Raw genomic sequence first — 18,883 nt, forward strand, 5'->3', positions numbered from 1 at the left:
AGGCAATGAAAAAGCCGGAAGGAATTCGATTCTTTCCGGCTTTTGATCTATAAAATGGACCCTCTGTTTTAGAAAACGTTTCCTTGTCCCTCTTTCTTTAGCGCCCTGTAAATCGCATCCTGCACCTTGCCCCTTATGTTCATCGAACCGAGTAAATTGTTTGCTCTTGAATTGTACACGCGGTTCGATAAAAACACATACACCAAATCCGTTTTCGGATCAACCCACACGCAAGTGCCGGTAAAGCCGGTATGACCAAACGTAGCCGGTGAAGCCAGCGCAGAAGGATAGGGATAGCTTGACTTAGTTTTGATTGCTTCATCTTTCTCGGGCTTGTCAAAACCATAACCCCGGCGCGAAATGTCGCTGTGGTAAGCCGTAAACAAATCAATCGTTTCTTTCTTCAAATAACGTTCGCCGTTGAAGGTGCCGCCGTTCAAAAGCATTTGATAAAGCATGGCCAAATCATAAGCGTTCGAGAACAAACCCGCATGGCCCGACACGTTGCCAAACATCGCCGCACCTTCGTCGTGCACGTAACCGTGCATCAATTGATGACGAAAATATTTGTCTTCTTCGGTCGGAACAATCTGCTCCAATCCAAAACGCAGCCAGGGCTTAAAGCCCGTGGAAGCCATTCCCATCGGACCGTAAAATGTTTTCTGCGCATATTGATCGAGCGGCATACCGCTAACCGTTTCTACAATCTTGCCAAGCAGAATAAAATCGTTGTCGCTGTAAACGTATTTACCCAAAGGCCCAAGCGGACTTTGCGCAATGCGCTTCATCATTGTGTCTTCCCAATCGTTGCGCAGGTACAAACCCTGTGCGATGGGTATTGTAAACCCGGGCTTCGATGCGGTGCTGACGTATTGCGGCAACGGATTACCAGCTTTATCAATTACTTCTTTGTAAAAGATTACATCGGGCACAAGGCCGGCCTGGTGCAGAAGAATATCGGTAAGTTTTAAATTTTCTTTGTCCGAGCCACGCATAGAAGGCAGGTAATCGCCCAACGTTTTGTTCAAATCCACTTTGCCTTGTTCGTACAGTTTCATGATGGAAACCGTTGTCGCGGAAACCTTCGTTACCGATGCCAGGTCATAAACACTTTCCAAGGTCACCGGTGGCGAAGCCGGATCAAACTCGTAACGGCCAAACGCTTTGTGGTATTTGATCACACCGTTTTGAATGGCGATGACCACCGCACCGGGATAGGCTTTTTTGTTGACACCGTCCTGTATGATGCTGTCAACGCTTGCAAACTCCGGCGACGTGCCCACGGGCAAAAATTTTCCAACGGCAATGCCGCTGCCGTACGATTGATTGCAAACACTAACAGGCAGTGTTCCTTTTGCTTCTATGTTTCCGGTTAAAAAATCGGCGGCTGCGGTCTGAAAGATGTCATCGTCTTCGTACATCGCCACTAAAGTAGGAGCGTTGCAAAAAAGACCCGCGGCATAAACGTTACCAAACAAAAATGTAACAGCGTTGTACGCTTGCAGATTGTTTACAAGATTGATGCTGGACGTTGGAATGCCAAAATTGTTTCCGGGACGCAGCGCATAATTGTGAACGCCGATCACGACTTTGTTGTAACTGCCGTTTTTGATTTGCTCCAGAATGTTCGCGGCTTTTGTGCTGTCGTTGTACGGAAGCAAATAGGTGTCGGCTTCAAAGTCGGTTTTCAAGCGTGTGCCAAATGCGTTCAATACCGGCGTGCCAATGCCCACGTAAGCTACTTTCCCGCTTTTGATAAAAGGCAGAAGGCCCGCTTTGTTATTCATTACCGTCACCACGTTGGCCGCTACTCTTGCACGAATGCCCGCCGTGTGTTTATTCAAATCATCAACAAGGTTGGCGGTATCAATTACCTGCGGCTTGCTTAAGCCCAATTGATATTTTGCGTACAGCACACGCCGCACTTTCTTGTCAATATCGTCCCAACTCAAGCGTTTTTCTTTGATGGCTTTTTTAATGGCATCAATGGCTTGCTCTACGTTCTCCGGCAAGCAAAGCATGTCGTTGCCGGCAATCAGCGCTTCTACCGAAGCCTCTCCGCCTGAATAATATTTCGCAACGCCTTTCATCTCTAATGCATCGGTAAACGTGAGGCCTTCGTAATACAAATCGTTACGCAAAAGATCGGTAACGTTAGCCTTTGAAATGGACGTGGGTTTGTTGGGTGTTGAATCAATTGCGGGGATGGAAAGGTGCGCAATCATCACGCTGCCCACGCCGGCTTTGAACATTTCTTTAAAAGGATAGAGTTCCAGCGTGTCCAATTGGAAACGTGATTTGTTGATAACGGGCAAATCCAAATGCGAATCAACGGCCACATCGCCGTGACCGGGAAAATGTTTGGCGCAGGCCATGATGCCTTCGTCTTGCATGCCGCGCATATAAGCCACGCCAAATTTTGCCACCTTGTATTTGTCTTCGCCAAAGGAACGGTAGCCAATTACAGGATTGTTTGGATTGTTGTTGATGTCAACCACCGGCGCATAATTTACCTGCACGCCAATGCGCTTCATTTGCTCGCCAATGTCGCGGCCCATTTCGTAAACCAGCTTTTCATCGTTCATGGCGCCCAGCGTGAGCTGATATGGATATTTCATCACGCTGTCGAGCCTCATGCCAAGGCCCCATTCGCCGTCAATGGTAATCATCAGCGGCGTCTTTGCAATGGATTGGTAATAGTTGGTGAGATTGGCCTGCCGCACCGGTCCGCCCTGGAAAAAACAAAGCGCACCCACGTCGTATTTTTTAATGAGGTCTGTTACCTGTTGCACGTGTTCGGGACCAAGGTTACTGTGCGCCCGAATCACCATTAGTTGCGCAATCTTTTCTTCTTTGTTTAGGGAATTAAACACGCTGTCCACCCATTTGTCGGCGGACGAAGGGTTCCCGGATTGTGTAAACAGTAAGTAAACGGATAGGCAACAGAGGGCAAGGGCAAATCGTTTCATGCGTTCCAAATTCAACGCACAATTTAGTTGAAAGAGAAAAAACGGGAACACAAAAACTTGTGAAGAAGATTTTATACCAGCCGTAAAGATTTATAACCCCTTGCCTACAAAAAATATTTCACACGGGGCCAAGAAGCAAAGGAGAAAGAAAAACATTTGCCCTCGTCACGCCAACCTCAAACATCGAACCGTCAGGCTGCGTTTGTTCGGAACTTCACTTTTCTTGGAAACAACAACTCGGTTGTGAAGATGAGCAAAAGACTAATACCCGTGGTGCCCGCTACCTTGATTAAAAACTGGAGGAAGGTGCCAAATTGTAGCCATTCCAACAGCGTGAGGTAAAAGTGGTGGAGCAGCGTTAAAACCAACACGTACACGCTGTACGGCGCCCAACCCATTGCTCTTGGCGACGGTTCGCGAAAATTAAATTCGTCCTTGTCTTTTGGAATGAGCAGGTTGATGACAAAGGGCCTTGCGTAAGCCACCAGCACGCAAGCGGCTGCGTGCAGTCCCGGACTCATCATGAAGTAATCCAGAAACAAACCCGTGAAAAAGCCAATCACCAAAAGCCCAAGGCGGTTGATGGAAAAAGGCAACCAAAGAATAAAAAGAAAATAGAGATAAGGCACGATGAACTGGTGCAGAAAGGGAACTTTGTTCAGCACAAAAACCTGCACCAAAAGGAACACAATCAGCCGCAGTATATTTCTTACCAGGTCGCTCAACGTTTTTTGTTTTTTTGTTCTTCCATTTTTTTCTCCGTGTCCTTTGTCAACTGCAGTTGTTCTTCCCGTTGCAGATTTTCCACTACAAACACTTGTTGAATGGCGGAAAAGTTAGCGGCCGTTTTTACTTTCAAAACATAAAAGCCTGTGGACGGATCACTCTTGATTTCGCTGATGGTGCCAATAAGATGTGCCGGCGGAAAATTGTACGAGTAACGGCTCGTCATGATTGAATCGCCGGCTTTTACAGGTACGCTTTGCGGAATCCCTTTCAGTTGCACAAAACGCGGGTCTTTGCCGTCCCATTCCACCTTGCCCAACGTGCCGGTGGCCTTATGCGAAGCGCTCACGGAACTTTGTACGTGCAGCAAACTCATAACCTGGCTAAAGTTGGGACTTACGTTCACCACCACACCCACCACGCTGCCATCGGAATTTAGTACGGCCATATCGTCTTTGATGCCGTACTTGCTGCCGCGGTTGAGTTGCAAATAATTTTGCTCGGCGTTTACGGTATTGTACACCACTTTGGCATCACGCCACAGGTAACGCCGGACGGCGATGGTTGAATCCTGCCGCAGGCTGTCGGTTACGTTACGTTGCGCGGTGTCTGCGTAATTAAAGTTTGACTTCAATAGGTTCAGCAGCGAATCGTTCATGCGGTGCACCCGAACGTTTTCCGCTCCCTGGTGAAAGTAATCGTCTAATTTGTCCACTTGCGTATTTACGCGGCCGGTGACTTCGTTAGCCACGCCCAAAAAAACTGCGTGATGAAAACGGTTGTAATGAAACAGCATCCACAGCGCAAACAACTGCAGCACAACAAAACAGATAAACGTAAAATAGCGGCGGAGAAAAAGAAAAATGTTGCGCATTGAGGGAAGCAATCAGCTTTCAGCAATCAGCTTTCAGCAGTGCGCCGCGTTCTGGGCTTGATAGCTGAAGGCTGATAGCTGACGGCTGTTTTATCTCATTACAAAAGGATAACGGTCGTAATTTTTTAAGGCAAGGCCGGTTCCCCGCACCACGCTTTTCAGCGGATCATCGGCTACGTGAACGGGCAATTTGATTTTTGCGCTCAGGCGTTTGTCGAGGCCTTTCAACAAAGCGCCGCCGCCGGTTAAATACAAACCACGACGATAAATATCAGCGGCCAATTCAGGCGGTGTTTGCTCCAACGCTTTAAGAATGGCTTCTTCTATTTTAAAGATGCTTTTGTCCAGTGCTTCAGCAATCTCCTGGTAGCTCACCATGATTTGTTTGGGAATGCCCGTCACCAGGTCGCGGCCGTTTACGGGAATGTCATCGGGTGGAGAGTCCAGATCTTTCATGGCTGCGCCAATTTGTATCTTGATTTGCTCGGCCGTACGTTCGCCAATCAACAGGCTATGATAGCGGCGAAGCGCTTCCATGATGTCGGCGGTAAACTCGTCGCCAGCAATGCGGATGCTTTGGTCGCAGACAATGCCGGCCAATGCGATTACAGTAATGCCCGTGGTGCCACCGCCAATATCAATAATCATGTTACCCACGGGTTCTTCCACATCAATGCCGATACCCAGTGCGGCGGCCATTGGTTCGTGAATAAGGTAAACCTCCTTTGCACCCGCTTGTTCTGCGCTGTCACGCACCGCACGTTTTTCCACTTCAGTAATGCTTGAAGGAATGCAGATCATCATGCGCCAGCTTGGCGGAAAGAGCGGCTTTTTTGGATAAACCAGCTTGATCATTTCCCGAAGCATGAGTTCGGCAGCGTTAAAATCGGCTATTACACCGTCTTTCAGCGGGCGGATGGTTTTTATGCTTTCGTGGGTTTTTTCGTGCATCATCAGGGCACGTTTTCCCACGGCTAAAACTTCTTTCGGATTGTTTCTGTTCAGCGCTACAATGGAAGGTTCGTTTACCACTACCTCATCGTTGTGGATGATGAGTGTATTTGCCGTGCCCAAGTCTATTGCGATCTCCTGCGTAAACCAGTTAAAAAGTCCCATTGGCTTTATAAGATTTAGATTTTTTACAAGTTGTGCAAAGGTGGGAGAAAATAGTTGATAAACAAACAGTAAAAAGCTTGTGCTTTCGGCTGGGTAGCGGTTTTTTTAGCAAACGAAGAAGTTAGAGGTTGGAAGCTGGAAATTGGAGGTTGACGTGATGAGGATTAGATGCATTTCCGCATCTCACTGCGTTTTTTGGGTGAAAGGAAAATCTACAAGGACACGTGGCAAAACACGAAACGTCCAACTTTTGTTTATCCTTAGCAAAACACTGCCAGCGGCTTTTTGGAAAGAACTTATGTTTGCCCTTCATGCGCAGGACTGCCTTTTTCCTTTTTGCTCTTGGCTTTGTTGTTTTCTGGGCCGTGCTTTCGACGGGCTGCGCCAACATCATTCCGCCTTCGGGCGGGCCTAGAGACAGCTTGCCGCCGCACCTTATTTCTGTAAGTCCAAGAGATTCAACGCGAAACTTTCATGGCAACCGCATTGTGTTTACGTTTGACGAATACATTGCCGACCCGCAAGATCTTCCGAATACGCTTTTGTTCACACCCACCTTTGAAGTCAATCCTGAGATTGCCATCCGCGCCAAAACAGTGACCTTGCGCTTCCGCGACAGCCTGCTGCCGAACACAACCTACACCTTCAACTTTGGCAACGCCATTCGCGACGTGAACGAAGGCAATGCAATAAAGAATTTCACTTACGTTCTCTCTACCGGACCGGTGCTCGATTCCTTATCCTTATCCGGCAAAGTGATTTTGGCCGAAACCGGTAAGGTTGACTCCTCACTGATTGTGATGCTGCACCGTAACCGGACTGATTCGGCGGTTATTAAAGATCGTCCCGAGTATTTTGCCCGCCTCGACGGGGCCGGTAATTTCCGTTTTCAAAACCTGCCGCGTGACACCTTTGCCCTTTATGCCCTCGGCGATGCCGGCACCATCCGCCGCTACCAGGATACCTCCAAGCTCTTTGCCTTTGCCAATGATCCGGTAATTCCCGGCGTTACAAAAGACCTTGTGCTTTATGCTTACCGTTCCAGACAGCCTTCTGCTGCAACAAGCGCTGCACGCAACGGAAACAACACGACTGAAAAGCGTCTGCGCTTCAGTGCCAATCCATCGGGCGGCAACCTGGATTTGCAAAGCGATTTTTCGTTGAACTTTCAATCGCCCCTGCGCAGTTTCGATTCATCCAAAGTTTTGCTGACAACCGATACGACGTTCGCGCCTGTGCGTTATACCGTTTCGCTTGACTCGCTGCGAACGACACTTCGTTTGCGTTCGGCTTGGGCAGAAGGCAAGAGATACAATCTTATTCTCAACAAAGATTTTGCGGACGACAGCGCGGGCCGCAAATTGCTGAAAACCGATACCCTCAACTTTACTACGAAAAAGTTGAGCGATTACGGCAAGCTAAACATCCGCATTCGCAATCTTGACACGAGCCGCAACCCGGTGCTGCAATTTTTACAAAACGACGGGGTAGTATTTTCGGTGAACATCAAAGGCGGTGTTTATCGTTCAACGCTGTTCAATCCTGGCGATTACGACCTGCGTATTTTGTACGATACGAACAACAACGGCAAGTGGGACCCGGGACGTTTTTTTGGCGCCAAACGGCAGCCCGAAATTGCGCAGCCCGTCAGCCGCAAGATTGTGGTAAAAGCCGGTGGAGACAACGATTTCGACGTCACTTTATAAAGGCTTTTTTAACGGCTTCGGAAGCTGTTTTCCCTTCTCAAAATCGTACATTTGGCCTCTTATGCAATTCTCTTCTTCTCTCCTAGAAAATGCGGTTAACGAGTTTGCGAAATTGCCCGGCATTGGCAAGAAAACAGCCCTTCGTTTGGTGCTTCACCTGCTCAAACAAGACAGCGAAGACGTGGAGCATTTCAGCGAAACGATGAGCCGCATGCGCAACGAAATCAAGTTTTGCCAGCGCTGCCACAATGTGGCCGATGCAGACATCTGCTCCATCTGCGCCAACAGCCTGAGAAAGCAGGAAATGATTTGCGTAGTGGAAAATATTCGCGACGTGATTGCGTTGGAAAGCACGCAGCAATTCAGCGGAACCTACCACGTATTGGGCGGCGTCATCTCGCCGCTTGACGGCGTTGGGCCCAATCAGTTGAACATTGACACGCTCATTCACCGCGTGCAAAAAGAGGGAACAAGCGAAGTGATTTTTGCGCTGAGTCCCACTATACAGGGCGACACCACCATCTACTACATTCAAAAGAAATTACCCGCCGAAACAAAAGTAACCACCATTGCCCGCGGCATTGCCTTTGGCGGTGAACTGGAATACGCCGACGAAATGACGCTTGCCCGAAGCTTGCAAAATCGTTTGCCGGTGGACAGTTACGTGAGCAGCCGGTAGGGCAAGGGGCAATAAGCAAATGCCATAAGCATCAAATTTATTGTTTGCTACTCCGCACAACCGTAAGCGAATAAGGCGGCAACAAAAGTGCTTCTGATCGTTGAATGGCTTTTTTCACCGGCGGTAATTCCTTTAACGGATGCCCGTTCAACCCATCGTCTTTCCATTGATATTGTTCTCCTGAATATTGATAAACCGTCAGCGGATAAGAAATGCTTTCTTCGCTTTGTCCATTTGCAATTTTCAGCTTGATTGGATAACTCTTCGCAGAATCTTTGTTGATGAGCAGCAGCGACCATGTTTCATCCGGCAGTCGAAGCGCATAAGCCGAAATAATTTCTTCACCCGCTGTTGTTTTTACGTTGGATGATGCCGAATAAACCTGCAACGGTTTTGAAAAAGGTTCGGTCCAATGCCGCATCATTTCGGCGCCGTAATAAGCAGCCGTGTGGTAATTGATCTTTCCTTTATCGTTCATGCCAAACAGCATGTTGTTTCCTGCGGGACAGCCAAAATCGCTTTGCAAATTGTTTGGTTCCCAGCCGTATAAAAAAGCTTTTTCGCCACCGTTGCTTAAAAATTTTCCCACGATGTCGGCATTCATTAAGGCACCTTGTATCGTTACTTCTGAAATACCGGCAAAGGCCGAGTATCCGTATTCGCTAATGAAAAAAGGAAGAGGCTTTAATGCGGAAATAGAGCGCATGTCGTTCATTGCCTTGTCCAATCTTGACGGAGCTTGCAGCAATTGCAGCGCGGACGGTGCACACACGCTGTCGAAAGGATACCATTCGAAACTGAAAAAGTTATAGTTGCTTAAAGATTTCTTTTTATCAAGGTAAGAGACAAAACCCTGCATCCATTTTTTTGTTGGAAAGGGCTCGTCTAACTGGTCTAAAATAATGCCTTGCAAACTTGGACCACCAAGTGAAAGAGTAGGGTGCAGCTCTTTTATTTTTTTACTCCATTGCGCATAGAGTTCCGCAAAGTCAGCGGCATTCACCATCTGTCCATCGGGTTCCTCGCCAAGTTCTACGCCGCCAACGGCGTACTGTTTCTTCGTCACATAATCAACAAGACCGGTTGCATTCTCCGGTGTGTCGTACAGCAAGCCTGCTGAAAGCAAAGCCGGTGTGCCGCTGGTAATTCCTGAACGATAAAAACGGTCAATGCCAATTTGTTCCGTAAGCGAATCCATGTCAGTGCTTCGGTGCCAGGGATCGGTGGAAGAAACGTACACCTTGCTTTGCTCCTTCGCATTTGCAGCGTGATGAAGAAAATCGCGAAACTTTCCGTGTTCTATTCTTCCCGCGAACAATTCTTTTATCGCGTAGCCAAGCCCGTCGCGAACGTCGCTTGAACCCTTCGGTGCTTTGCCCGAACTCTCTTTCATGCGTATGCGCAGGAACCTTGCGCTTACCAATTCGTTCGCAAGATGAACGAATTGATTTCCGCTCTTTTTGTTTGTGAATTCACTCAACGGAAACGGCTTCCACACCTGCGGCGAATTAATTTCAAAATAACCGGCGTTATCAAAATAATCGTACACGGTTTTCGCGGCGTAATCAACGGTGAACGACGTGGCGAAAGGCTTTCCCCATAAAATCTTTACGGCATCAATGGGTACGTCGCAGCCAAGGTCCACGATTATCCATTGCGGGTGTTGCGCATTGGCTTCGCCGGTAAAATGTGCGTCGAGATAAGGATTCGATTTCCAAAAGCTTTTTTTATCGCCGTCCGTTATCCGCGAATAGCCATCGTTGTTTGCCTGGTCTATTGTATTGCCCCGGTGCGACAAACGATAACCGTAGGAAAGTGAAATGAAAGAAGCCGTATCAGTTGATGAAACCCAATAGCCTTGGTGGTGTTTTGCGTTGCTCCAAGTTCCTTCGGGATTCCAGTGCCATACTTCGTTTCCTAACTCCGTACGCAAACGGTAGGTGACTGGCTTAAAGCCCACCGACAACATGGCCTTAATATTTTGCGGCTGAAAAATGCGATCGTTCTCTCCTTTTTCATGCCCGTCAACGCCCACGCCAAAGGTTTTCAAAGGCACAAAGTTGTTTTGCAAATGCGCCGAATCGAAATAAACAGTAAGGGTAGAAGCCGTTTGGGCACTGGTTGAAAGGACAAGAAGAAAAAGGAGAGCAAGACTTGAGAAACACTTCTTCATACGATCGCAAAACCGCTACGGATGCGGCTATCGTTTGGTTGAAAGGCCAATAATACTATCTTTGCCGCACACCGGCGGATTTGTTTATTGTTCGGCCGTAACAGAACTAATAAACGCAAGAAACTCTCCCTGCACTGTTTTCCTGACGTTTATTAGAATTGTTTACGTGTTCACAGGTTCACCTGTTCATCGTGCTACGGTTCGCAACAGTACATTTTTCACGCCAACATGTGAACACGTAAACTCGTGAACAAGTGAACTGTTTTTAAAACAAATTGTATGGCAAACATTAAAGACCTGCTTCAGGAACGCATTCTCATCATTGACGGTGCTATGGGCACCATGATTCAGCGATACAAATTAACCGAGGCGGATTACCGTGGTGAACGGTTCAAGGATTGGCCTTCGGACGTAAAAGGCAACAACGACCTTTTGTGCCTCACGCAGCCGCACATCATCCGCGAAATACACGGTAAGTATCTGGATGCCGGCGCGGACATTATTGAAACAAACACCTTCAACGCACAGCGTGTTTCACTGGCCGATTACGGCATGGAAAGCCTTGCGTATGAAATCAATTTTGCAGCGGCAAAAATTGCGAAAGAAGCCTGCTCGCTTGTCGGTTCAGGCGAACAAAAATTTGTGGCCGGTGCATTGGGACCGATGAATAAAACGCTTTCGCTTTCACCCGACGTAAACAATCCGGGTTACCGTGCGCTAACGTTTGATGAAGCAGCGGATGCGTACTACGAACAAGTGAAAGGTTTGGTGGAAGGCGGCGTTGATTTGTTATTGATTGAAACCATTTTCGATACGCTGAACGCAAAGGCGGCCATTTTTGCCGTGAAAAAATATTTCCGCGACACGAAACAAAAAGAGTTGCCCATCATGATTTCGGGAACCATCACCGATGCGTCGGGGAGAACTTTGAGCGGGCAAACGCTGGAAGCCTTTTACAATTCCATTCGCCATGCAAGACCGTTAAGTGTTGGGTTGAATTGCGCTTTGGGTGCGCATGAAATGCGGCCGCACATTGAGGAGTTGAGCAGCATTGCGGAGTGTTACACATCGGCTTATCCAAACGCAGGACTGCCAAACGCGATGGGCGAATACGACGAGCAACCCGAAGACACGGCGCATTTTATAGAAGAATGGGCGAAGGATGGTTTTGTAAACATTGTGGGTGGTTGCTGCGGCACGACACCGGATCACATACGGCACATTGCGGAGCATGTAAGCAAACTGAATCCAAGAAAGTTGCCCGTCATTGAAACAACAACCGGTAAAGTAGAAGAAGAAATAGCAGTCGTTTAAATATTCGTGACCCTTTGTGCCTTTGCGCCTTAGTGGTTCAAATTGCAAACAAACTATGAGCGAAATAACCATCATCAAACCCTATCTCAAACTCTCCGGCCTTGAGCCGCTGACGATACGGCCCGAATCGAATTTTGTAAACGTTGGCGAACGCACCAACGTGACCGGCTCCAAAAAATTTGCGCGGCTCGTTCGTGAGAATAAATACGAAGAAGCGCTTTCGGTTGCACGGCAGCAAGTAGAAAACGGCGCACAGATTCTTGACGTGAACATGGACGATGCGCTGCTCGACGGCGTGAAAGCCATGACGATATTTTTGAACTTATTACAAGCCGAACCCGACATCGCAAAGATTCCCGTGATGATTGATTCCTCGAAGTTTGAGATTATTGAAGCGGGATTGAAATGTGTGCAGGGCAAGTGCATTGTAAATTCGATTTCGATGAAAGAAGGCGTGGAGAAATTTAAAGAACAGGCCTTCATTTGCCAGGCTTACGGAGCGGCCGTTGTCGTGATGGCGTTTGACGAGCAAGGCCAGGCTGACACACTCGAACGCCGTGTTACCATCTGCGAAAAGGCGTATGACATTCTTGTAAATGAAGTGGGTTTTGATCCGCAGGACATCATCTTCGACCCAAACATTTTTGCCATTGCCACCGGCATTGAAGAACACAACAACTACGCGGTTGATTTCATCGAAGCCACAAAGATTATCAAACAGAAAATGCCGCTGGCAAAAATCAGCGGTGGCGTGAGCAATGTGTCGTTTTCGTTTCGCGGCAACGATCACGTTCGCGAAGCCATTCATGCCGTCTTTCTTTATCACGCCATCAAAGCGGGCATGGACATGGGCATTGTGAATGCCGGACAGTTGGTAGTTTATGATCAAATTGAACCGCAGCTAAAAGAGTTGTGCGAAGACGTTATTCTGAATAAACGCCCCGATGCAACCGAACGTCTTGTTGCTTTTGCCGAGAAAGTGAAAGGCAAGGGCAAGGAAGAAGAGAAGAAAGACGAAGCGTGGCGAAACGCTTCCGTTGAAGAAAGATTGAAACACGCACTGGTAAACGGCATCACCGATTACATTGATGCCGATACCGAAGAAGCCAGACAAAAATATCCGAAGCCGCTTGATGTAATTGAAGGGCCGTTGATGGCCGGTATGGATGTGGTAGGTGATTTGTTCGGCAGCGGAAAAATGTTTTTACCGCAAGTGGTGAAAAGCGCAAGGGTCATGAAGAAATCGGTTGCCGTCTTGACGCCTTACATCGAAAAAGAAAAAGAAGAAAAAGCGGCACGCGGCGAAATTTCCCTTTCAGGTGCTCCAAAAATTTTGATGGCAACGGTGAAGGGCGACGTGCACGACATCGGCAAAAACATCGTAGGCGTGGTACTCGGTTGCAACGGTTACGACGTGGTTGATTTGGGCGTGATGGTTCCGGCGGACAAGATTTTAGAAACCGCGCAAAAAGAAGCCGCGGACGTGATTGGCCTAAGCGGATTAATCACGCCTTCGCTTGACGAGATGGTGCACATTGCCAAAGAAATGAAGCGCCGCAACATGAAGCAGCCTTTGTTGATCGGCGGCGCTACAACATCACGTACGCACACGGCGGTGAAGATTGCACCCGAATACGACAACGGCGTGGTGCATGTGTTGGATGCTTCGCGCAGCGTAACGGTGGTGAGCAATCTTCTAAACAAAGAAGGAAAAGAAAATTTTCTGAAGCAATCGGCAAAAGAATACGAAACCCTGCGGCAACAATTCGCCAACAAGCAAAAGCACAAGGTGTTGATTCCATACGAAGAAGCCGTTGTAACAAAAGAATATTTTGATTGGAAGAATTACCAGCCCACAAAGCCCGCCGTTGACGGCACAAAGGTTTTCAAAGACTTTGATTTGGGTACCATAGCCCGCTACATTGACTGGGGGCCGTTCTTTATTGGTTGGGAAATGCCGGGCCGCTTTCCGGATGTATTGAGCGATAAAATTTTTGGCACCGAAGCCACGCGGCTGTACAACGATGCACAAAACATGGTGAAGCAGATTGTAAATGAAAACTGGTTCAGCGCATCCGGCGTCATTGGCTTTTGGCCCGCCAACTCAAACAACAAAGACACCATCACGCTGCAAACGAAAGAGGGCGAAGTGAAATTAGAATCGCTGCGGCAGCAATTAAAAAAAGCGGTTGGGCAGCCTTCGTTTTCATTGGCCGATTTTGTTGCACCCGGCTCGTTCAAGCAGGATTACATGGGCGCTTTTGCCGTCACCATTCACGGTGCCAGAAAATGGATTGACAAGTTCATTGCCGAACACGACGAGTACAACAAAATACTGGTGCAAATTCTTGCCGATCGTTTTGTGGAAGCCTTTGCCGAATGTTTGCACGAACAAACAAGAAAGGAACACTGGGGTTATGAGAAGAACGAAACCCTTACGAACGAAGAATTAATCAAAGAACAATACAAAGGCATTCGCCCCGCGCCGGGTTATCCGGCTTGTCCTGATCATACGGAGAAGATCAAATTGTTTTCGTTGCTGAACGTTACCGAAAACATCGGCATCGAGCTTACCGAAAGCCTCGCAATGGACCCGCCGGCATCGGTTTGCGGCTGGTACATTGCGCATCCGCAAAGCCACTATTTTGGTTTGGGAAAAATTGGTAAAGACCAGTTGCAGGATTATGCCGAACGCAAAGGCATGAGTCTGGAAGAAGCGGAGAGATGGTTAAGGCCGGCACTGGAATAATTGATTTATAATTTGCATTACGAACGAAAGAATCAAATAAAAAAGCGGCTATCGAAGGCCGCTTTTTTCTTATCGTGTTTTTATCACTTTTGTTTTCGTCCAGGTGTCGTGCCACAAGCCGCTGCCAAACCAAATGCTCAAAGCCTCGAACGGAACCAGGCGGCACAGGCTGCGCAACAAGGCATCTTTGAAGGTCAGTTCCTCGCCGTCTTCGCGAATGGCGCGGGTGCCTGTAATGAATTTACCAAGCGTATGTCCCCTAAACGCTTTCTCGCAAATGGTGTAGTAAACAAGATGATTGATGAGGGCAACGATATAAGTCGTCAACAGTAAATACTCTTGTGAAAACAAGGTATAAGCCGCGTTGGGCGAAACCGACAGCAAAAACGTTGCAAGCAAATAGCTGGTGGCGTAACTGATGGCAAACCGCATCAGCAGAATGTCAACCAGGTAATTCAAAAACCGCTGGCCCGTGGTGGCTTCGTCGTATTCAACAAATTCACCTTCGGTGAAAAGATCGTGTTGCTCGTCAGCAGAAGGAAAGGTTTCGGTATTGTTCATTTTATTTTTTTAGTAAAATAAACGGCCGGAACCAGATTACAAAATCGCTCTTCTTTCCAATTCATCGCGCAATTGTGCGGAGCTCGTAAACCGGATGGTTTCCAGGCCGAAGTCTTTCGCGGCTTCCGCGTTGCGCAGGTTGTCGTCAATGAACAGCGCTTCTTCTTTTTTAATGTCGAAACGGTCGAGCAACAACTGAAAAAATTCCGGGAAAGGTTTGCGCATCTTTTCTTCACCGCTTACCAGTCGTCCGTCGAACCAATGGAGAAATTCATACAGCGCCAATGCTTTCGGAAAGGTCTCGGCGCTCCAGTTGGTGAGTGCGTACATTTTGTAATGGCCGCTTTCTTTCAGTTCTCTAAAAATCTCTACCGTTTCTTCAATCGGACCGCCCAGCATTTCTTCCCATCTGCCATAGTAAGCTTCAATGTGTTCTTTCCATTCAGGATGTTTTGCAATCAACACTTCATTGGCTTCTTTGATGGTGCGGCCCGCATCTTGTTCTTCGTTCCATTCGTGCGTGCAGATGTTTTCAAAAAAGTGCTTGCGTTTTTCTTCCTCGGGAATGAGTGTATCAAAAACATAGGCGGGGTTCCAGTCGATGAGCACACCGCCCAAATCGAAAATGATGGTTGTAACGTTCATGGATTGTTGTGTAATTAAAGAAGGTTTAATGCTTGTAATTCCTGCCGCAATTCTTCGGGACTTTTAAAATGAATGCCGCGAATGCCAAGGCTTTCCGCAGTCTCGACATTCTGTTCCGAGTCATCAATAAACACCGCTTGTTGCGGAGAAAGATTAAAGCGTTGCAGGGTCAATTGATAAATAGCAGCATCAGGCTTTTTTAGCTTTACCTCGCCGCTGATAATCCTGTCGTCAAACCATTGAAGAAAAGGAAAGTCATCAACCGTGTCATTAAAGAGTTCCGCGTTCCAGTTGGAAAGCACATAAAGTTTATAGCCTTTTTCCTTTAGTTCTTTTAAAATTTCAACGCTTCCTTCGATGGGTCCGGCAAACATTTCTTTCCAGCGGGCATAAAAGGCACGAATGGGATGCGCCCAGTCGGGATGTTCTTTTACCAACAGTTCCGTTGCTTCCTGCGGCGACCGGCCGGCATCCTGCTCCGAATGCCAATCCATCGTAGCGATGTTGTTCAGGAAATGGTCGCGTTCTTTTTTATCGGAGAAAATTTTATCGTAAAGAATGGTTGGGCTCCAGCGAACGAGTACGTTGCCCAAATCAAAAATGACGGTATCAATCTTCATGGTTCAAAATTTCTTTTGCGGCGTTTACTTCTTTGTCTTTTTTATGGCTGTACCGAAATTTAAAATACAGCATGATGAGCGAACAAATCAGTACAAGGCTGTTGGTGTAAATGATGGGAACATCCCGAAGAATGATGCCATAAATAAGCCACATAACAACCGACACGGTGGCGAAGGTGAACATGAGAAGAGAAATGTCATCAGCCGATTTAGTTTTCCAGGTTTTGATGACCTGCGGCAAAAACGTAACGGCCGAGATGCTGCCTGCGGCCATGCCGAGGAGTTGGATTGCGGTCATAGTCGGCGAAGGTAACCCCAAACCCCTAAAGGCGCTTACCGTGACGTGCCAGAGTCATTGCTATGGGGTGGAGACAATGTGTTGTAAACGACCATGAACCTCTTTAGGGGCAGGGTTCACCCTTTTTCCAACAGCCACCATCTTCGTCTGCGGGGCACAACTTTGTAATTGGTTTGAATGTATTTTAAAATATGGTCCATGGCTTCGTCTATGCTGTCGGTGTACATCACCAGGTCCATGTCTTCTTTGGAGATGGTGCCCCTTGCGGCCATGTCCTGCATCGCTTCCCACAATTCTTTATAATAAACTTTTCCAAACAACACCAACGGAAAGGCCGTCAGTGTTTTGGTTTGAACAAGCGTAAGCGTTTCAAAAAATTCGTCCATGGTGCCAAAGCCGCCGGGCAGAATGATGAAAGCGTAGGAATATTTTATGAGCAGTGTCTTGCGCACAAAAAAATGTTCAAACGTAATGGACGTGTCCACGTATTTGTTGCCCACCTGTTCAAAGGGCAATTGAATGTTGCAGCCTACTGACCGGCCGCCGCTTTCAAAAGCGCCGCGGTTGGCAGCTTCCATAATTCCGGGGCCGCCGCCCGTCATGGTGGTAAAGCCAGAGGCGGCAATGCGTTTGCCAAACTCCACCGCTTGTTTGTAATATTCGTTGTCTTCTTTAAACCTTGCCGAACCAAATACCGTAATGCAGGGTCCCACAAAATGCAGGGTGCGAAAGGCCTTGACAAACTGCGTAAACACTTTCCAGGCAAAGCCCAATTCAAAGCTGCGGCTCTTGGGGCCTTCAAGGTAAACGGGTTCTTTGGGCGGGATGATGGGTTTGGGGGGCATGAGATAAAAGTAAGGAGGAGTCAGGAGGTAGAATGTAGGAGTTAGGAGTTAGGAGATAGAATGGTTAGATGCAATGGCTTTGGAATAAGCATTCAAGAGCCTTCCGACTTCGTTTGTAAGTTCGATTAACCTAGCATCGGTTTCATATCCAAGATCCTTTGAAAGAATAATATAATACCGACATTCTTCAAGAGAAGAATGGGCGATGTTTAGAAAGTTCAATTTGTTCTTATAATCTTTCTTCTTGTAGCCTTCGGCAATGTTTGCAGCAATTGAAACTGCAGCTCGACGGAACTGCGATGTAAGTCCATAAACTTCGCGACGTGGAAAATTTTCGGTCATCCTATAAACCAGCAGCACAAATTCATGCGCCTTCTGCCAAACAAGCAAGTCTTCAAAAGTTTTCGTTTTCTCCATCTTTGAAGATAACCATTCTATCTCCTACATTCTACCTCCTGCCTCCTTATCTTCACTCCCATGAAAATCATTTCCTACAACGTCAACGGCATTCGGGCTGCCATGAAAAAAGGTTTTGTTGATTGGCTGAAAACGCATCCGGCTGATGTGATTTGCATCCAGGAAAACAAGGCGCAGCAAAGCGATGTGGACGTTCAGTTGTTCAACGAGCTGGGCTACCACGATCATTGGTTTTGCGCACAGAAAAAAGGCTACAGCGGCGTAACGGTGTTCACCAAAATTCATCCCGATAAAGTGCAGTGCGGCACCGGCCACCAAATGAGCGACGACGAAGGAAGAGTGATGCAACTGGATTTTGGTAAAGTAAAATTGATCAACGCTTATTTTCCTTCCGGTACTTCGGGCGACGAACGGCAGACCTACAAGTACCAATGGCTGGACGAATTTTTTGAGTACGTGCAAAAGCTGCGCAAAAAAAATCCGAACATTATTCTTTGCGGCGATTACAACATTGCGCACAAGGAAATTGACATTCACAACCCAAAAGGCAACAAAAATCAATCAGGGTTTTTGCCCGAAGAAAGAGCGTGGATGGACAAATTTTACAGCAATGGTTGGGTGGACAGCTTTCGAACGTTTCATCCCGAGCCGCACCGCTACAGTTGGTGGAGTCAGCGCTTTCCCTCGGTGCGGGCCGAAAACAAAGGCTGGCGCATTGATTACATCAGCGTAACCGAACCACTGAAGCCGCACTTAAAAGATGCCGAAATTTTTCCCGACATAAAGCACAGCGACCATTGCCCCATTCTTGTAGAAGTAGATGTAGAAAAAGTTCAGGGATGATTGTTTATAACGTAACCGTAAAAGTAGAAGAAAGCATTGCAGGCGACTGGCTGAAATGGCTCTTTGATGAGCACATTCCAGCGATCATGAACACCGGTTGTTTCAACGCTTATAAAGTTGTTCGTTTATTGGAAGTTGACGACAGCGAAGGGCCGACTTACGCAATCCAATACAACGCCGAATCGAAGGCCGATTACAACCGTTACGTTGAACTTCATGCGCCGTTGATGCAGCAAAAATCATTTGACAAATGGGGCGGCGGCTTTATTGCGTTTCGAAGCGTGATGGAAGTGGTCGAGAATCGTTGATCGTTGGTTGTTGGCCGTCACGAGCAACGGCCAACAACCA

The 18,883-nt window shown here is 47.5% G+C and carries 17 protein-coding genes; 6 read left to right on the top strand and 11 right to left on the bottom strand.

The window, feature by feature from the left end; genetic code table 11:
- Nucleotides 1-68: 68 nt before the first annotated feature.
- From FSB75_RS16715 to FSB75_RS16730, 4 genes are all read right to left on the bottom strand, one after another.
- Nucleotides 69-2,969, bottom strand: coding sequence for a glycoside hydrolase family 3 N-terminal domain-containing protein (locus FSB75_RS16715; protein WP_146789829.1), 2,901 nt, complete (start codon nt 2,967-2,969; stop codon nt 69-71).
- Nucleotides 2,970-3,160: 191 nt separating this feature from the next.
- Nucleotides 3,161-3,694 (bottom strand): rod shape-determining protein MreD, encoded by a 534-nt coding sequence (locus tag FSB75_RS16720; protein ID WP_146789831.1) that lies wholly within the window; start codon nt 3,692-3,694, stop codon nt 3,161-3,163.
- Nucleotides 3,691-4,569 carry a rod shape-determining protein MreC gene (mreC, locus tag FSB75_RS16725; protein WP_146789833.1) on the bottom strand — a complete coding sequence of 293 codons (879 nt, stop codon included), beginning with the start codon at nt 4,567-4,569 and terminating at the stop codon, nt 3,691-3,693. Before mreC ends, FSB75_RS16720 begins: the two co-directional genes overlap by 4 nt.
- Nucleotides 4,570-4,659: 90 nt before the next feature.
- On the bottom strand, nt 4,660-5,685 hold the full coding sequence (locus tag FSB75_RS16730; RefSeq protein ID WP_146789835.1) for a rod shape-determining protein: 1,026 nt from the start codon (nt 5,683-5,685) through the stop codon (nt 4,660-4,662).
- A gap of 311 nt (nt 5,686-5,996) precedes the next feature.
- Between FSB75_RS16730 and FSB75_RS16735 the strand changes: the two genes are divergently transcribed.
- On the top strand, nt 5,997-7,391 hold the full coding sequence (locus FSB75_RS16735) for an Ig-like domain-containing protein (RefSeq protein WP_146789837.1): 1,395 nt from the start codon (nt 5,997-5,999) through the stop codon (nt 7,389-7,391).
- A gap of 61 nt (nt 7,392-7,452) precedes the next feature.
- On the top strand, nt 7,453-8,070 hold the full coding sequence (gene recR / locus FSB75_RS16740; RefSeq protein ID WP_146789839.1) for a recombination mediator RecR: 618 nt from the start codon (nt 7,453-7,455) through the stop codon (nt 8,068-8,070).
- Between the two features lie 37 nt (nt 8,071-8,107).
- Here the strand turns inward: recR and FSB75_RS16745 are convergent, their stop codons facing one another.
- Nucleotides 8,108-10,243 (bottom strand): discoidin domain-containing protein, encoded by a 2,136-nt coding sequence (locus tag FSB75_RS16745; protein ID WP_146789841.1) that lies wholly within the window; start codon nt 10,241-10,243, stop codon nt 8,108-8,110.
- A 279-nt stretch (nt 10,244-10,522) separates the two neighbouring features.
- Between FSB75_RS16745 and FSB75_RS16750 the strand changes: the two genes are divergently transcribed.
- On the top strand, nt 10,523-11,557 hold the full coding sequence (locus FSB75_RS16750) for a homocysteine S-methyltransferase family protein (protein WP_146789843.1): 1,035 nt from the start codon (nt 10,523-10,525) through the stop codon (nt 11,555-11,557).
- 55 nt (nt 11,558-11,612) lie between these two features.
- Entirely contained in the window at nt 11,613-14,306 is a 2,694-nt protein-coding gene (gene metH, locus FSB75_RS16755) for a methionine synthase (RefSeq protein WP_146789845.1), read from the top strand.
- 69 nt (nt 14,307-14,375) lie between these two features.
- Here the strand turns inward: metH and FSB75_RS16760 are convergent, their stop codons facing one another.
- The 6 genes from FSB75_RS16760 to FSB75_RS16785 all read right to left on the bottom strand — a co-directional run bounded on the left by FSB75_RS16760 (nt 14,376) and on the right by FSB75_RS16785 (nt 17,692).
- A complete protein-coding gene (locus FSB75_RS16760) occupies nt 14,376-14,867 on the bottom strand; it encodes an RDD family protein (RefSeq protein ID WP_146789847.1) in 492 nt (163 codons plus the stop codon).
- 36 nt (nt 14,868-14,903) lie between these two features.
- Entirely contained in the window at nt 14,904-15,512 is a 609-nt protein-coding gene (locus FSB75_RS16765) for an HAD family hydrolase (protein ID WP_146789849.1), read from the bottom strand.
- 14 nt (nt 15,513-15,526) lie between these two features.
- A complete protein-coding gene (locus FSB75_RS16770) occupies nt 15,527-16,132 on the bottom strand; it encodes an HAD family hydrolase (protein ID WP_146789851.1) in 606 nt (201 codons plus the stop codon).
- Nucleotides 16,122-16,430: a SemiSWEET family sugar transporter gene (locus tag FSB75_RS16775; protein ID WP_146789853.1), complete on the bottom strand. Its 309-nt coding sequence runs from the start codon at nt 16,428-16,430 to the stop codon at nt 16,122-16,124. Before FSB75_RS16775 ends, FSB75_RS16770 begins: the two co-directional genes overlap by 11 nt.
- 116 nt (nt 16,431-16,546) lie before the next feature.
- Nucleotides 16,547-17,275: an LOG family protein gene (locus FSB75_RS16780; RefSeq protein WP_146789856.1), complete on the bottom strand. Its 729-nt coding sequence runs from the start codon at nt 17,273-17,275 to the stop codon at nt 16,547-16,549.
- A gap of 48 nt (nt 17,276-17,323) precedes the next feature.
- Nucleotides 17,324-17,692, bottom strand: coding sequence for a four helix bundle protein (locus FSB75_RS16785; protein WP_146789858.1), 369 nt, complete (start codon nt 17,690-17,692; stop codon nt 17,324-17,326).
- Between the two features lie 60 nt (nt 17,693-17,752).
- Between FSB75_RS16785 and FSB75_RS16790 the strand changes: the two genes are divergently transcribed.
- Both FSB75_RS16790 and FSB75_RS16795 read left to right on the top strand, forming a co-directional pair.
- A complete protein-coding gene (locus tag FSB75_RS16790; protein WP_146789860.1) occupies nt 17,753-18,535 on the top strand; it encodes an exodeoxyribonuclease III in 783 nt (260 codons plus the stop codon).
- A complete protein-coding gene (locus FSB75_RS16795; protein WP_146789863.1) occupies nt 18,532-18,843 on the top strand; it encodes a DUF4286 family protein in 312 nt (103 codons plus the stop codon). The genes FSB75_RS16790 and FSB75_RS16795 overlap by 4 nt, the downstream gene beginning before the upstream one ends.
- Nucleotides 18,844-18,883: the final 40 nt, after the last annotated feature.

Origin of the sequence: Flavisolibacter ginsenosidimutans (assembly GCF_007970805.1) — a bacterium.
Classification (GTDB): Bacteria; Bacteroidota; Bacteroidia; order Chitinophagales; family Chitinophagaceae; genus Flavisolibacter; species Flavisolibacter ginsenosidimutans.

What these genes read in the sequence shown, in the direction of transcription:
- FSB75_RS16715 (WP_146789829.1), bottom strand. Translation starts at nt 2,969, where the DNA reads ATGAAACGATTTGCCCTTGCCCTCTGTTGCCTATCCGTTTACTTACTG.
- mreC (WP_146789833.1), bottom strand. Translation starts at nt 4,569, where the DNA reads ATGCGCAACATTTTTCTTTTTCTCCGCCGCTATTTTACGTTTATCTGT.
- FSB75_RS16730 (WP_146789835.1), bottom strand. Translation starts at nt 5,685, where the DNA reads ATGGGACTTTTTAACTGGTTTACGCAGGAGATCGCAATAGACTTGGGC.
- FSB75_RS16735 (WP_146789837.1), top strand. Translation starts at nt 5,997, where the DNA reads ATGCGCAGGACTGCCTTTTTCCTTTTTGCTCTTGGCTTTGTTGTTTTC.
- recR (WP_146789839.1), top strand. Translation starts at nt 7,453, where the DNA reads ATGCAATTCTCTTCTTCTCTCCTAGAAAATGCGGTTAACGAGTTTGCG.
- FSB75_RS16745 (WP_146789841.1), bottom strand. Translation starts at nt 10,243, where the DNA reads ATGAAGAAGTGTTTCTCAAGTCTTGCTCTCCTTTTTCTTCTTGTCCTT.
- FSB75_RS16750 (WP_146789843.1), top strand. Translation starts at nt 10,523, where the DNA reads ATGGCAAACATTAAAGACCTGCTTCAGGAACGCATTCTCATCATTGAC.
- metH (WP_146789845.1), top strand. Translation starts at nt 11,613, where the DNA reads ATGAGCGAAATAACCATCATCAAACCCTATCTCAAACTCTCCGGCCTT.
- FSB75_RS16760 (WP_146789847.1), bottom strand. Translation starts at nt 14,867, where the DNA reads ATGAACAATACCGAAACCTTTCCTTCTGCTGACGAGCAACACGATCTT.
- FSB75_RS16765 (WP_146789849.1), bottom strand. Translation starts at nt 15,512, where the DNA reads ATGAACGTTACAACCATCATTTTCGATTTGGGCGGTGTGCTCATCGAC.
- FSB75_RS16770 (WP_146789851.1), bottom strand. Translation starts at nt 16,132, where the DNA reads ATGAAGATTGATACCGTCATTTTTGATTTGGGCAACGTACTCGTTCGC.
- FSB75_RS16775 (WP_146789853.1), bottom strand. Translation starts at nt 16,430, where the DNA reads ATGACCGCAATCCAACTCCTCGGCATGGCCGCAGGCAGCATCTCGGCC.
- FSB75_RS16780 (WP_146789856.1), bottom strand. Translation starts at nt 17,275, where the DNA reads ATGCCCCCCAAACCCATCATCCCGCCCAAAGAACCCGTTTACCTTGAA.
- FSB75_RS16785 (WP_146789858.1), bottom strand. Translation starts at nt 17,692, where the DNA reads ATGGAGAAAACGAAAACTTTTGAAGACTTGCTTGTTTGGCAGAAGGCG.
- FSB75_RS16790 (WP_146789860.1), top strand. Translation starts at nt 17,753, where the DNA reads ATGAAAATCATTTCCTACAACGTCAACGGCATTCGGGCTGCCATGAAA.
- FSB75_RS16795 (WP_146789863.1), top strand. Translation starts at nt 18,532, where the DNA reads ATGATTGTTTATAACGTAACCGTAAAAGTAGAAGAAAGCATTGCAGGC.